Raw genomic sequence first — 13,970 nt, 5'->3', positions numbered from 1 at the left:
TGAATAAAGAGAATATCTGCCCGGGAGGAGCGGCCTATTAAACCGCTCTTCACTAAAGGCCCCTCATTGGGCGTGCGCTTGTTGGTGCTGGTCGTGCTATCGGTCGCGCTGATGGTGGTCGACGCCCGCTTCACACTGCTCAAGCCAGTGCGTAGCCAAATGTCGCTGGTATTGATGCAGTCCTACTGGATCACTGACCTGCCGCAACGGCTATGGCAAGGTGTGGCCAGCCAGTTTGGCAGCCGTACCGAACTGGTTGCCGAGAACGAAAAACTCAAGACCGAAAACCTGCTGTTGCAGGGGCGCATGCAAAAGCTGGCGGCCCTGACCGAGCAGAACGTGCGGCTGCGCGAGTTGCTCAATTCTTCCGCGCTGGTCAACGAAAAGGTCGAAGTGGCCGAGTTGATCGGCATGGACCCCAACCCCTTCACCCATCGCATCATCATCAATAAAGGTGAGCGCGATGGCGTGGTCCTTGGCCAGCCGGTGCTCGATGCCCGTGGCCTGATGGGCCAGGTGGTGGAGTTGATGCCCTATACCTCCCGCGTGCTGCTGCTGACCGACACCACCCATAGCATTCCGGTGCAGGTCAACCGCAACGGCCTGCGGGCGATTGCCAGTGGCACGGGCAATCCGGAGCGCCTGGAACTGCGGCATGTGGCAGACACTGCCGACATCAAGGAAGGCGACCTGCTGGTCAGCTCCGGCCTTGGCCAGCGGTTCCCGGCAGGCTACCCGGTGGCGACGGTCAAGGAAGTGATCCACGATTCCGGGCAGCCCTTTGCGATTGTGCGTGCGGTGCCTACGGCTGCGCTGAACCGCAGCCGCTACCTGTTGCTGGTGTTCAGCGACACGCGCACCCCGGAAGAGCGCGCCAACGACGCCGCCCAGGCCCAGGAAGCACAGGACAAGCAAGACGGCACTGCGACGCCGATCATCCCGGCAACCGTACCCAAGCCAGCGGCACCTGTGGCGACACCGGTTGTACCCGCTACGCCTGCTGCCGCGACACCGGCCAAGCCGGTGGCCCAACCTGCTCGGCCAGTCAAACCAGCGGCGACTGCGCCTGCTGCGGCGCCCACGCCGGCAACCACTCGACAGGGGGCGCAATAATGGCCGGTACTCATTCACGCAATGGCTGGATGGTCTGGTTGACCTTCGCCATCGGTATGCTGCTCAGCGTTTCGCCGATGCCGCAATTCATGGAAATCCTGCGCCCGCTATGGCTGGCATTGCTCCTGGCATTCTGGGCCCTGGCCCTGCCGCATAAGGTCGGCATGGTCACCGCGATGTGCCTGGGGCTGGCTGAAGACGTGATGTATGGCACGTTGCTCGGGCAGAATGCGTTGATTCTTACGCTGATTACCTTCCTGGTGCTGTCGTTGCAGCAACGCTTGCGCATGTTCCCGATGTGGCAACAGTGCCTGGTCATCCTGGTGATCTTCGGCCTGGCCCAACTGGTGCAGCTGTGGCTCAGTGCCTTGACCGGCAACCGCCAACCCACCTTGGCGCTGGTCTTGCCGGCCCTGGTCAGTGCGCTGTTGTGGCCATGGATCAGTTTCGGCCTGCGTGGGTTGCGTCGCCGCTATAAAATCAATTGAGTGGGTCGCGAGGCTCTGCCTGGTTATCGAACCCACAGGGAGAGTCTGCAATGCATGCGCTTTATCTGGCCTCCGGCTCTCCTCGGCGGCGCGAGCTGCTGACCCAGATCGGCGTGCCGTTCACCGTGGTCAACGCCGCCATCGATGAAACACCCCTGGGCGACGAATCGCCCGCGTCCTACGTCGAACGCCTGGCCCGTGGCAAAGCCGCCGCAGGCCTGGCGACATTGACCGATACCGCGAATGCCTGCGTGCTGGGCGCCGATACCGCCGTCATCCTCGATGGCCGGATCCTGGGCAAGCCCCTTGACCAGGCCGATGCCCTTGCCATGTTGCTGGCCCTTTCTGATCGTGAACACGAAGTGCTCACCGCCATTGCCGTGCTCGATGGCCAGCGCTGCGAAACGCGCCTGGTCAGTAGCCGCGTGCGCTTTCGCAAGGTTTCCACACACGAGGCAACGACTTACTGGCACAGCGGGGAACCCCAGGACAAGGCGGGCGGCTATGCTATCCAAGGGTTGGCGGCAGTATTCGTCGCCGGCCTCAATGGCAGTTACTCCGCAGTCGTTGGCCTGCCGGTCTGCGAAACAGCAGAACTGCTGGGCCATTTCGGCATACCCTGTTGGCAACACCTTTCCGTGCGCTGAACGCGTTACTCCAGCGCCACATTTAAGCGATCGGCCACTATTGTGAAAACGCCTGAACGAGACCCAGCCATGAGTGAAGAGATTCTGATCAATATCACGCCGATGGAATCGCGCGTGGCGGTGGTAGAAAACGGTGTTTTGCAGGAAGTGCACGTCGAGCGCACCCAGAAGCGCGGGATCGTTGGCAATATCTATAAAGGTAAGGTCGTGCGGGTATTGCCGGGCATGCAGGCAGCTTTTGTGGATATCGGCCTGGACCGTGCTGCGTTTATCCATGCCTCGGAAATTTCGTTGCGCGAAGGTCCGGCGGTCGAGAGCATCAGCGCCCTCGTGCATGAAGGGCAGAGCCTGGTGGTGCAAGTCACCAAAGACCCGATCGGCTCCAAGGGCGCGCGCCTGACCACGCAGCTATCGATTCCATCGCGCTACCTGGTGTACATGCCACGCACCGCCCATGTCGGCATTTCCCTGAAAATCGAAGACGAAGGTGAGCGTGAGCGTCTGAAAAAGGTCGTCAGCGATTGCGTGGCGGCCGAAGGCATCAAGGAAGCGGGCGGCTTTATCCTGCGCACCGCCGCCGAGGGCGCCGGTGCCGACGAGATCCTCATGGACATCCGCTACCTGCGGCGCCTGTGGGATCAGATCGCTGCCCAGATCAAGACCATCGGCGCGCCGAGCGTCATCTATGAAGACCTGGGCCTGGCCCTGCGTACCCTGCGTGATCTGGTCAGCCCGAAGATCGAGAAAATTCGCATCGATTCGCGGGAAACTTTCCAGCGAACCACGCAATTTGTCGCCGAACTGATGCCGGAAATCGCCGACCGCCTTGAACACTATCCCGGCGAGCGGCCGATTTTTGACCTGTATGGCGTCGAGGACGAAATCCAGAAGGCCCTGGAACGCAAGGTGCCGCTCAAGTCCGGCGGCTATCTGGTGGTGGACCCGGCGGAAGCCATGAGCACCATTGACGTGAACACCGGCGCCTTCGTTGGCCATCGCAACCTTGAAGAAACCATCTTCAAGACCAACCTCGAAGCCGCCACTGCCATTGCCCGCCAACTGCGCCTGCGTAACCTGGGCGGGATCATCATCATCGACTTCATCGACATGGAAGATGAAGAGCACCAGCGCCAGGTGTTGCGCACCCTTGAGAAGCAGCTGGAGCGCGATCACGCCAAGACCAACATCATCGGTATCACCGAGTTGGGCCTGGTGCAGATGACCCGCAAGCGTACTCGCGAAAGCCTTGAGCAAGTGCTGTGCGAGCCGTGCAGCAGTTGCCAGGGGCGCGGCAAGTTGAAGACCCCGGAAACGGTTTGCTACGAGATTTTCCGGGAAATCCTACGGGAGGCGCGCGCTTACCAGGCCGAGGGTTACAGAGTTTTGGCCAACCAGAAGGTGGTGGACCGATTGCTGGACGAAGAGTCGGGCAACGTTGCGGAGTTGGAGGGGTTTATTGGCCGCACCATCCGTTTCCAGGTCGAAACCATGTATTCCCAGGAACAATACGACGTGGTGCTGCTCTGATCCGCATCAGTCCTTTTCAACGAGACCGGCAAACCTTGATCTGCCGTCCGACTATTACCTTGAGGGTCGCCTGACATGGAGCGTCTGCAACGCTTTTTTGCCGCACTGACCCGTTGGGGCCTTGGCCTGTGTGCATTGCTGTTGGTACTGGCGGCGGTCTACGTCAGCCTGGGCCGTGAATTGACGCCATTGGTCGCGGAGTACCGCGGCGAAGTAGAGGCCAAGGCACAGGCGGCGGTCGACATGCCACTGAGCATCGGCAGCCTGGAAGGGCGCTGGAGCGGCTTTGCCCCGGTATTGCTCGCCCATGATGTGATGGTCGGCGAAGGCCCTAGCGCCCTGCGCCTGGACCAGGTGCAAGTGGTGCCCGATCTCTGGGCCAGCCTGCTGGCGTGGGATGTGCGCATCGCCCATCTGGAAGTCAGCGGCTTGCAGCTCAGCGTCAAGGAGGACCAGGACGGCCATTGGGCATTGCAAGGCCTGCCGGTACAGGACGACCAACCCCTGGACCCGGAGCAACTGCTCAAGCGCATGCGAGCGGTGGCGAAGGTCTCGCTGCTGGACAGCCAGGTTACCTTGCAGCCGTTCGACCAAGCGCCGCTGACCTTGACCTACGTGGGCTTGAGCCTGCAAACCGGTGCCACTCGCCAGCGCCTGGATGCCCGCCTGACCTTGCCCGATGGGCAACCGCTGGCCCTGAGCCTGCGCACGCGGATCCGTGCCAGCCAGTGGCGCGACGGCGAGGTCCAGGCTTACCTGAGCCTGCCCCAGAGCAATTGGGCGCAATGGGTTCCGGCGAAGTTGACCCGGGACTGGAAGCTCAGCGAGTTGAAAGCCGGTGGTGAATTCTGGCTGACCTGGGCCAATGGCACGTTGCAAAGCGCGGCCGCGCGGCTCAATGCGCCGCAGGTGAAGGTTCGTTACGCCCAGCGCAAATCCACGAGCATCCAGAATCTGGGGCTGACGGCCTACCTGCAGCGCAGTGACAGTGGCCTAAAGGTGGTCTTCGACTCGTTGGCCATGAACCTGGGCGACACCCGTTGGGAGTCGCACCTGCAATTGCAGCAAACCCTGGCTACCGACAAGGCACAAGAGACCTGGAACCTGCAGGCCGACCGCTTGGACCTGACGCCGATTACCCCTTTGCTCAACGCCCTGGCGCCATTGCCGGAAGGTTTTGCCAAGACCGTAGAAGCGTTGAAGGCCACGGGCGTACTGCGCAATGTGCGGGTCGATTATCGCCCGCAGGAGGCCGGCGACCAGCGCGTCAGCTTCGCTGCCAACCTCGAGCGCGTGGGTTTTGACGCCTATTTCGGCGCGCCGGCGGCCCGCAATGTATCCGGCAGCATCAGTGGCGACCTGGGCCAGGGCGAGTTGCGCATGGACAGCAAGGATTTCGTCCTGCACCTGGACCCGATTTTCGCCAAGCCCTGGCAGTACATCCAGGCCAATGCACGCCTGACGTGGAAGCTGGATAAGCAAGGCTTCACCCTGATCGCGCCGTATATCAAGGTGCTTGGGGAAGAGGGCAAGGTCGCGGCGGATTTCCTGATTCGCCTGCATTTCGATCATAGCCAGGAAGACTACATGGACCTGCGGGTCGGCATGGTCGATGGCGATGGGCGTTTTACTTCCAAATACTTGCCGGCTGTGTTGAGCCCGGCCCTGGATGAGTGGCTGCGTACTGCGATTCTCAAGGGCGCGGTCGATGAAGGTTTCTTCCAGTACCAAGGCTCGCTGAACCACGATGCGGTGACGGCGGCGCGCAATATCAGCCTGTTCTTCAAGGTGCATGACGCCGAGCTGGCGTTCCAGCCGGGCTGGCCCCATGTCAGCAAGGTGGCCGGTGAAGTGTTCGTCGAAGAGACCGGCGTGCGCATCCTGGCCAGCAAGGGGCAACTGCTCGATACCAAGGTCAAGGATATCTACGTCAACATTCCCCATGCGCTGCCCGGCCATGACAGCCATTTGCTGCTGACGGGCGGTTTTGCCGGCGGTCTGGGGGACGGCCTGAAGATCCTCCAGGACGCACCCATCGGCACGGCGTCGACGTTTGCCGGCTGGAAAGGCGAGGGCGACCTACAGGGTTCCCTGGACCTGGATATTCCCCTGGCGAAGGGCACCGAACCGAAAATTGTAGTGGACTTCAAGACCGACAAGGCGCGCCTGCAACTGGCCGAGCCGACCCTGGACCTGAACCAGCTCAAGGGCGAGTTCCGCTTCGACAGCGCCAAGGGCCTGAGTGGCCAGAACATCAGCGCCCAAGCCTTCGACCGGCCGATCACGGCGCAGATTGCGCCTGGGGGCAAGCCGGGCAATCTCAGCACTCGGGTCACCGCCAAGGGCCAGGTAACGGTCAAGCGCCTTACCGACTGGCTGAAAGTCAGCCAGCCGCTGCCGGTATCCGGGGATATCCCGTATCAACTGCAGCTTGACCTGGATGGCGCCGACAGCCAGTTGCGGGTCAGCTCCAACCTCAAGGGCGTGGCGGTGGACTTGCCTGCGCCATTTGGCATGCCCGCCAGCCAGGGGCGTGACAGTGTGTTCCGCATGACTTTGCAAGGCGCGGAGCGGCGTTACTGGTTTGATTATGGAGAGTTGGCGAACTTTACCTTTGCAGCCCCGGCGGACAACTTCGCCCAGGGCCGGGGCGAGCTGTTCCTCGGTGACGGCGATGCCTTGCTGCCCGGTGGCAAGGGCCTGCGGATTCGCGGGGTGCTGTCGGAACTGGATATCGATCCCTGGAAGAAGTTGGTGGAGCGCTACGCCGGCAATGATCCGGGCGGCAATGCCAAGCAACTGCTGAGCAGTGCCGATTTCAAGATTGGCAAGCTGACCGGGTTTGGGACCCAACTCGATCAGGTCACCCTGAAACTGGATCGCAAGCCCGCCGCCTGGGGCCTGCAGCTCGACAGCCAGCAGGCCAAGGGCACTGTTGGCCTGCCAGATGCCAAGGGCGCGCCCATTGCCATCAACCTGCAGTATGTGAAGCTGCCGGCGGTCGACCCTACGGTACAGGCCGATGAAAACGCGCCTGACCCCCTGGCCGGCATCGATCCCAAGGATATTCCCGCGCTGGATATCGCCATTGCCCAGTTGTTCCAGGGCCCCGACCTGATCGGCGCCTGGTCCTTGAAGGTGCGTCCGACAGCCAAGGGCATGGCCTTCAACAACCTCGACCTGGGTCTCAAAGGCATGCAGCTCAAGGGCGCTGGTGGTTGGGAAGGGGCTCCTGGCGCCAGCAACAGCTGGTACAAGGGGCGCCTGGACGGCAAGAATATCGCCGATGTGCTCAAGGGCTGGGGCTTTGCGCCCACCGTGACCAGCCAGGATTTTCATCTGGATGTAGACGGGCGCTGGCCGGGTTCGCCTGCGTGGGTTGGGCCCAAGCGTTTTTCCGGCAGCCTGGATGCGTCGTTCCGCAAAGGCCAGTTTGTCGAGGTCGAGGGCGGTGCCCAGGCGTTGCGGGTGTTTGGCCTGCTGAACTTCAACTCCATTGGCCGGCGTTTGCGCCTGGACTTCTCGGACTTGCTTGGCAAGGGCCTGAGCTATGACCGGGTCAAGGGCCTGCTGGCTGCCAGCAACGGTGTGTTTGTGACCCGCGAGCCGATAATCCTCACGGGGCCGTCGAGCAACCTGGAACTCAACGGTACCCTGGACCTGGTGGCTGATCGCGTCGATGCCAAGTTACTGGTGACCTTGCCGGTGACCAACAACCTGCCTATCGCCGCATTGATCGTCGGCGCGCCGGCCATTGGTGGCGCGTTGTTTTTGATCGACAAGTTGATCGGTGATCGGGTTTCGCGTTTTGCCAGCGTCCAGTACAAGGTGGAAGGGCCATGGAAAGATCCAAAAATCACCTTCGACAAGCCATTTGAAAAACCACAATAAGCGCCTGTGGAGTAGCATGGCCCCATGCTTTTTATGGAGTGTCGGCCCATGTCCTTTGCGGTAATCCAGATGGTCAGCCAGAGCGATGTCCTGGCCAACCTGGCCCAGGCCAGGCGCTTGTTGGAGCAGGCGGCGGCAGGGGGCGCGCAACTGGCGGTCCTGCCGGAAAACTTCGCCGCCATGGGCCGGCGCGATGTGGCCGCCATCGGCCGCGCCGAAGCCTTGGGCGATGGGCCGATCCTGCCCTGGTTGAAACTGGCCGCCCGTGACCTCAACTTATGGATAGTGGCCGGCACATTGCCGTTGCCTCCATTGGATCACCCCGATGCCAAGTCCAATGCCTGCTCGTTGTTGATCGACGCGCAGGGTCAGATCGTTGCTCGCTACGACAAGCTGCACCTGTTTGACGTGGATGTGGCTGACGCGCGCGGTCGTTATCGTGAATCCGACGACTATGCTTACGGCAACCAAGTGGTGGTGGCCGATACGCCGGTCGGGCGCCTGGGGCTGACGGTCTGTTATGACCTGCGCTTCCCGGAGCTATACAGCGAATTACGTGCTGCGGGTGCCGAATTGATTACCGCACCCTCGGCTTTTACGGCGGTAACGGGCGCGGCGCACTGGGATGTGTTGATCCGTGCGCGGGCCATCGAAACCCAGTGTTACCTGCTCGCGGCCGCACAAGGTGGCGTGCATCCGGGACCGCGGGAAACCTATGGTCATGGGGCGATTGTTGATCCATGGGGGCGGGTGCTGGCGCAACAGGATCAAGGCGAAGCGGTGTTGTTGGCCGAACGTGATAGTAGCGAACAAGCGTCGATACGGGCGCGCATGCCGGTGGCAGGCCACCGGCGCTTTTTCTCGCAGGGCGCACAGCGACCTGCTTCAGAACGATGAATTTAAGGCCGAACCTATGAGCGAGTTGTTGTCCTCAGTCAGTGAACACCTCCTGGCGCCCGGTGGCGTGACCATCGAAAGTCTGCAAACCGTACTGGGCGACCTGGCCGGGCCTGGCATCGATGCCGCCGACCTGTATTTCCAGGGGCAGATCTCCGAGTCATGGTCCCTGGAAGATGGGATCGTCAAGGACGGCAGTTTCAACCTGGACCAAGGGGTTGGGGTGCGTGCGCAGTCCGGTGAGAAGACCGGCTTTGCCTATAGCAATGCCATCACCCTGGAAGCCCTGGGCCTGGCAGCCCGTGCGGCGCGCTCGATTTCCCGTGCCGGCCAGAACGGTACCGTGCAGGCGTTCAGCACCCAGGACGTGACCCAGTTGTACGGCCCGGACAACCCGCTGGAAGTGATCAGCCGGGCCGAAAAGGTCGAGCTGCTCAAGCGTGTAGATGCCGCAACCCGTGCCCTCGACCCGCGTATCCAGCAGGTGAGTGTGAGCATGGCCGGTGTCTGGGAGCGCATCCTGGTGGCGTCCACCGATGGCAGCCTGGCGGCGGATGTGCGGCCGTTGGTGCGCTTCAATGTCAGTGTGATCGTCGAGCAGAACGGCCGTCGCGAGCGTGGCGGCCATGGCGGCGGCGGGCGTACGGATTATCGCTATTTCCTCACCGAAGACCGAGCCATGGGCTACGCCCGCGAGGCGTTGCGCCAGGCGCTGGTCAACCTGGAAGCCATCCCGGCGCCGGCCGGTACGCTGCCGGTGGTGCTGGGTTCGGGCTGGTCCGGTGTATTGCTGCATGAAGCGGTGGGGCACGGCCTGGAAGGCGATTTCAACCGCAAGGGCAGTTCCGCCTATAGCGGGCGCATGGGCGAAATGGTCGCCTCGAAGCTCTGCACCATCGTCGATGACGGTACATTGGCCGGTCGTCGTGGCTCCCTGAGCGTCGACGATGAAGGCACGCCCACCGAGTGCACCACGCTGATCGAAAACGGCGTGCTCAAGGGTTATATGCAAGACAAGCTCAACGCGCGCCTGATGGGCGTGGCGCGCACCGGCAACGGTCGGCGTGAGTCCTACGCGCATTTGCCGATGCCGCGCATGACCAATACCTACATGCTGGCGGGCGAAAGCGACCCGGCAGAGATCATTGCCTCGGTCAAACGCGGGATCTATTGCGCCAACCTAGGTGGCGGCCAAGTGGATATCACCAGCGGCAAGTTCGTGTTCTCTACCAGCGAAGCCTATTTGATCGAGGACGGCAAGATCACCGCACCGGTCAAGGGCGCAACCTTGATTGGCAACGGTCCGGAGGCCATGAGCAAGGTGTCGATGGTCGGTAACGACCTGGCGCTGGACAGTGGTGTAGGGATGTGTGGCAAGGATGGGCAGTCGGTGCCGGTCGGTGTCGGCCAGCCAACCCTGAAAATTGATGCGATCACCGTGGGTGGCACGGGATCGTAAGGCGTGGAGCTTCGGGTGGCGAAGACCGCCACCCGGGGAAGAGGATCAGCGCAGGCCGCGTTGAGTCTCGTCCAGCTCACGGATGTACTTGAAGATTTTACGGCTGGTGGCCGGCGCCTTGTTCTGTGCCAGTTCGTGCTGGGCCTGACGGATCAGGGAGCGCAGTTGCTGGCGGTCGGCATCCGGATAGTCCAGGACGAACTTCTCCAATACAGCGTCGTCACCGCCGATCAGGCGGTCGCGCCAACGCTCCAGGTTATGGAAGCGTTCGTTGTACTGGCGGGTGGAAGCATCGAGTTGGTCGAGCAAAGTCAGAATGGCGTCAGTGTCCTGGTCGCGCATCAGCTTGCCGATAAACATGATGTGCCGTTTACGCGCGATGTTCGCGGTGTGCTTGGGTGCATCTGCCAGGGCCCGGCGCATTTCGTCGGTCAATGGCAGTTTGGCAATCAAGTCCGGCTTGAGTGTTGTAAGGCGCTCGCCGAGATCAACCAGAGCATGCAGCTCGCGTTTGACCTGGGTTTTGCTTTTCTCCCCATCGAGGGAGTCGTCGTAAGAATCAACCATGGTGGCAGTCCGCAAAGAAACGCCGCCATGATAACCAGTCGGGGGCCGCTTGTCCGGCCCGGTCGCTCGATGGCCTTAACCGAAAGCAGAATTTGAGTGGAGAAAACCATGAGTGCAGCCCAAAGCGTCGGTCCACAAGCGTTACCGGCACTGCAGGAACAAGTTGAGCAGATCATTGCCGAGGCCAAGCGCCAGGGTGCCAGTGCCTGTGAAGTGGCGGTGTCGCTGGAGCAGGGCTTGTCGACTTCGGTGCGCCAGCGGGAAGTGGAAACCGTTGAGTTCAACCGTGACCAGGGTTTTGGCATCACCTTGTATGTAGGGCAGCGCAAGGGGTCGGCCAGTACCTCGGCCAGCGGTCCGGAAGCCATTCGCGAAACCGTTGCTGCCGCCCTGGCAATTGCCAAGCACACCTCCGAAGACGAGGCATCCGGTTTGGCGGATGCGGCCTTGATGGCGCGCGACCTGAAAGATTTCGATCTGTATCACGCCTGGGATATCACTCCCGAGCAGGCCATCGAAAAGGCCCTGGCCTGCGAAGCTGCGGCATTCGATACCGATAGCCGGATCAAGAATGCCGATGGCACTACCCTGAGCACTCATCAGGGTTGCCGTGTGTATGGCAACAGTCATGGCTTTATCGGCGGCTATGCGTCGACACGCCATAGCTTGAGCTGCGTGATGATCGCCGAGGCCGATGGCCAGATGCAGCGTGACTACTGGTATGACGTAAGCCGCCAGGGTGAGTTGCTGGCGGATCCGGTGAGCATTGGCCAGCGCGCTGCGCAACGGGCCGCGAGCCGCCTGGGCGCGCGCCCGGTGCCGACTTGCGAAGTGCCGGTGCTGTTTTCGGCGGAGTTGGCCGGCGGTCTGTTCGGTAGCTTCCTGGGGGCGATTTCCGGGGGGAACCTGTATCGCAAGTCGTCGTTCCTTGAGGGGGCGATGGGGCAGAAGTTGTTCCCTGAGTGGCTGACCCTGGATGAGCGTCCGCACCTGATGCGCGCCATGGGTAGCTCGGCCTTTGATGGTGATGGCCTGGCGACCTACGCCAAGCCGTTTGTCGAAAATGGTGAGCTGGTGTCCTATGTGCTCGGCACCTACGCCGGGCGCAAGCTTGGTTTGCCCAGTACCGCGAACTCCGGTGGCGTTCACAACCTGTTCGTGACCCATGGCGATGAAGACCAGGCGGCGCTGCTGCGACGCATGGGCCGTGGCTTGCTGGTGACCGAGTTGATGGGGCACGGCTTGAACATGGTGACGGGTGATTATTCCCGAGGCGCGGCGGGTTTCTGGGTGGAGAATGGTGAAATCCAGTTCGCCGTCCAGGAAGTGACCATCGCCGGTAATATGCGCGATATGTTCAAGCAGATCGTCGCCGTGGGTAACGATCTGGAACTGCGCAGCAATATCCGCACCGGTTCTGTGCTGATCGAACGCATGACCGTTGCCGGCAGCTAAACACTATTCCTTACACAGCAGCGCCACCCCAAGGGTGGCGCTTTTTTTTGCCTGGAATCTCACAAGGCCGACAAAGCTATAGGTTCAATAGCTTGTTTTGATTCTCAATATCATTTAATAATAAATATCATTATCGAGTGAGCTTGGATCATGAGTTCTGTCCTGCACGAGGATCCCTACCTGGAAAGCTGGCGCTGGATGAGTCGCCAGATTCGCTGTGGGCTCAACCCTGACGAGCCACGCCTGATCGAACATTACCTAAACGAAGGGCGTTATCTGGCCTGCTGCACGGCCACGCACCCGTGGACCATCGCTGAGACCTCGTTTCGCCTGTTGATCGATACCGCCACCGATATCGCTTTGCCCTGGCATTGGCGGTCCACGTGCCTGGACCAGGCCTGGCGCCCGCTACGCGACCTGGAAAACCTCTCTCACTGTGCCTGCCGCCTGAAGCGCTGGCAGACCTTTGCCTGGCAATTGGCGACCTGTGAATTGTTGCCGTCTATTTCTCACTCCGACTTGGTGCAAGGATCTTCCGATGAGTAATACCCGTATCGAACGCGACAGCATGGGCGAGTTGCAAGTACCCGCAGAAGCTTTGTATGGCGCCCAGACTCAGCGTGCGGTGAACAACTTCCCGATCAGCCACCAACGCATGCCGACCCAGTTCATTCGCGCCCTGATCCTGGCCAAGGCGGCGGCCGCCAAGGCCAATGTCGACCTCAAGCAGATCAGCGAAGGCCAGGGCAAAGCCATCGTCGAGGCCGCCCAGGGCTTGCTGGAAGGCGACTTCATGCAGCATTTCCCGGTGGATATTTTCCAGACCGGTTCCGGCACCAGTTCCAACATGAATGCCAACGAAGTGATCGCGACCCTGGCCAGCCGCCTGCTGGGCGAGGCGGTCAACCCCAACGACCACGTCAACTGCGGGCAGAGCAGCAACGACATCATCCCGACCACCATCCATGTCAGCGCCGCGCTGGTGCTGCATGAGCAGACTTTGCCGGCGTTGCTGCACTTGGTTGAAGTGATCGAGCGCAAGGCGGTTGAAGTCCATCCGTTCATCAAGACCGGGCGTACGCACCTCATGGATGCCATGCCGGTGCGCATGAGCCAGGTCCTGGAGGGTTGGGCGCAGCAACTCAAGGCCAATATCGGTCACCTGCAAGGCCTGTTGCCAAGTCTGCAGGCCCTGGCTCAGGGCGGCACCGCGGTTGGGACCGGGATCAATGCACACCCAGAATTCGCTGCACGTTTCAGCCAGCAACTGAGCCGTCTGACCCAGGTGCAGTTCACACCGGGCAAGAACCTGTTCGCCTTGATTGGCTCCCAGGACACTGCCGTTGCCGTTTCCGGCCAACTCAAATCCATTGCCGTAACACTGATGAAAATCGCCAACGACCTGCGCTGGATGAACTCCGGCCCACTGGCAGGCCTTGGTGAAATCGAGCTCGAAGGCCTGCAGCCGGGGTCGTCGATCATGCCCGGCAAGGTCAACCCGGTGATCCCGGAGGCCACCGCGATGGTTGCAGCACAGGTTATCGGCAATGACAGCGTAATCACCATCGCAGGCCAGTCCGGCAACTTCGAACTCAACGTGATGCTGCCGATCATCGCCCAGAACCTGCTCGGCAGCCTGGAGTTGCTGGCCAACTCCAGCCGCCTGCTGGCGGACAAGGCCATCGCCAGCTTCAAGGTCAACGAACCCAAGCTCAAGGAAGCGCTGTCGCGCAACCCGATCCTGGTCACTGCACTCAACCCGATCATTGGTTACCAAAAGGCCGCTGAAATCGCCAAGAAAGCCTACCAACAAGGCCGGCCGGTGATTGATGTGGCGCTCGAGCACACCGACTTGCCGCGCAGCCAACTGGAAGTCCTGCTGGACCCGGAAAAGCTCACGGCGGGTGGCGTGTAATTACCGACCCT

The 13,970-nt window shown here is 61.4% G+C and carries 11 protein-coding genes; 10 read left to right on the top strand and 1 reads right to left on the bottom strand.

Annotation, left to right across the window (positions count from 1 at the left end):
* Positions 1-66: 66 nt before the first annotated feature.
* The 7 genes from mreC to tldD all read left to right on the top strand — a co-directional run bounded on the left by mreC (position 67) and on the right by tldD (position 10,022).
* Complete coding sequence (gene mreC / locus C5F71_RS07640; RefSeq protein ID WP_029291829.1) at positions 67-1,113, top strand: rod shape-determining protein MreC; 1,047 nt, start codon at positions 67-69, stop codon at positions 1,111-1,113.
* Positions 1,113-1,601, top strand: a complete 489-nt coding sequence (gene mreD, locus C5F71_RS07635) for a rod shape-determining protein MreD (protein WP_029291827.1) — start codon at positions 1,113-1,115, stop codon at positions 1,599-1,601. The genes mreC and mreD overlap by 1 nt, the downstream gene beginning before the upstream one ends.
* A gap of 50 nt (positions 1,602-1,651) precedes the next feature.
* Entirely contained in the window at positions 1,652-2,248 is a 597-nt protein-coding gene (locus tag C5F71_RS07630; protein ID WP_070994109.1) for a nucleoside triphosphate pyrophosphatase, read from the top strand.
* 69 nt (positions 2,249-2,317) lie between these two features.
* On the top strand, positions 2,318-3,775 hold the full coding sequence (gene rng, locus C5F71_RS07625; RefSeq protein WP_029291823.1) for a ribonuclease G: 1,458 nt from the start codon (positions 2,318-2,320) through the stop codon (positions 3,773-3,775).
* Positions 3,776-3,850: 75 nt separating this feature from the next.
* Positions 3,851-7,666 carry a YhdP family protein gene (locus C5F71_RS07620; protein WP_104910903.1) on the top strand — a complete coding sequence of 1,272 codons (3,816 nt, stop codon included), beginning with the start codon at positions 3,851-3,853 and terminating at the stop codon, positions 7,664-7,666.
* Between the two features lie 48 nt (positions 7,667-7,714).
* Positions 7,715-8,563 carry a carbon-nitrogen hydrolase family protein gene (locus C5F71_RS07615; protein ID WP_092238265.1) on the top strand — a complete coding sequence of 283 codons (849 nt, stop codon included), beginning with the start codon at positions 7,715-7,717 and terminating at the stop codon, positions 8,561-8,563.
* Between the two features lie 16 nt (positions 8,564-8,579).
* Positions 8,580-10,022, top strand: coding sequence for a metalloprotease TldD (gene tldD, locus C5F71_RS07610; protein ID WP_029291818.1), 1,443 nt, complete (start codon positions 8,580-8,582; stop codon positions 10,020-10,022).
* Positions 10,023-10,067: 45 nt separating this feature from the next.
* Here the strand turns inward: tldD and yjgA are convergent, their stop codons facing one another.
* Positions 10,068-10,589: a ribosome biogenesis factor YjgA gene (gene yjgA / locus C5F71_RS07605; RefSeq protein ID WP_029291815.1), complete on the bottom strand. Its 522-nt coding sequence runs from the start codon at positions 10,587-10,589 to the stop codon at positions 10,068-10,070.
* Between the two features lie 108 nt (positions 10,590-10,697).
* Here yjgA and pmbA point away from each other — a divergent pair, with 108 nt between their 5' ends.
* From pmbA to C5F71_RS07590, 3 genes are all read left to right on the top strand, one after another.
* Positions 10,698-12,044, top strand: a complete 1,347-nt coding sequence (pmbA, locus tag C5F71_RS07600; RefSeq protein ID WP_070994106.1) for a metalloprotease PmbA — start codon at positions 10,698-10,700, stop codon at positions 12,042-12,044.
* A 150-nt stretch (positions 12,045-12,194) separates the two neighbouring features.
* Positions 12,195-12,590 carry a hypothetical protein gene (locus C5F71_RS07595; RefSeq protein WP_029291811.1) on the top strand — a complete coding sequence of 132 codons (396 nt, stop codon included), beginning with the start codon at positions 12,195-12,197 and terminating at the stop codon, positions 12,588-12,590.
* Positions 12,583-13,959, top strand: a complete 1,377-nt coding sequence (locus tag C5F71_RS07590) for a lyase family protein (protein ID WP_104910902.1) — start codon at positions 12,583-12,585, stop codon at positions 13,957-13,959. The genes C5F71_RS07595 and C5F71_RS07590 overlap by 8 nt, the downstream gene beginning before the upstream one ends.
* Positions 13,960-13,970: the final 11 nt, after the last annotated feature.

The organism is Pseudomonas sp. LG1D9 (genome assembly GCF_002949995.1).
In the GTDB taxonomy this organism is placed as follows: Bacteria; Pseudomonadota; Gammaproteobacteria; order Pseudomonadales; family Pseudomonadaceae; genus Aquipseudomonas; species Aquipseudomonas proteolytica.
Note: the sequence above shows the minus strand (reverse complement) of the source record. Positions and strands in the feature narration are given on the sequence as shown.

Bases quoted from the DNA above. Each gene is read 5' to 3' on its own strand.
- C5F71_RS07620 (WP_104910903.1), top strand. From the start codon at position 3,851: ATGGAGCGTCTGCAACGCTTTTTTGCCGCACTGACCCGTTGGGGCCTT.
- C5F71_RS07590 (WP_104910902.1), top strand. From the start codon at position 12,583: ATGAGTAATACCCGTATCGAACGCGACAGCATGGGCGAGTTGCAAGTA.
- C5F71_RS07630 (WP_070994109.1), top strand. From the start codon at position 1,652: ATGCATGCGCTTTATCTGGCCTCCGGCTCTCCTCGGCGGCGCGAGCTG.
- rng (WP_029291823.1), top strand. From the start codon at position 2,318: ATGAGTGAAGAGATTCTGATCAATATCACGCCGATGGAATCGCGCGTG.
- mreD (WP_029291827.1), top strand. From the start codon at position 1,113: ATGGCCGGTACTCATTCACGCAATGGCTGGATGGTCTGGTTGACCTTC.
- C5F71_RS07595 (WP_029291811.1), top strand. From the start codon at position 12,195: ATGAGTTCTGTCCTGCACGAGGATCCCTACCTGGAAAGCTGGCGCTGG.
- tldD (WP_029291818.1), top strand. From the start codon at position 8,580: ATGAGCGAGTTGTTGTCCTCAGTCAGTGAACACCTCCTGGCGCCCGGT.
- yjgA (WP_029291815.1), bottom strand. From the start codon at position 10,589: ATGGTTGATTCTTACGACGACTCCCTCGATGGGGAGAAAAGCAAAACC.
- pmbA (WP_070994106.1), top strand. From the start codon at position 10,698: ATGAGTGCAGCCCAAAGCGTCGGTCCACAAGCGTTACCGGCACTGCAG.
- C5F71_RS07615 (WP_092238265.1), top strand. From the start codon at position 7,715: ATGTCCTTTGCGGTAATCCAGATGGTCAGCCAGAGCGATGTCCTGGCC.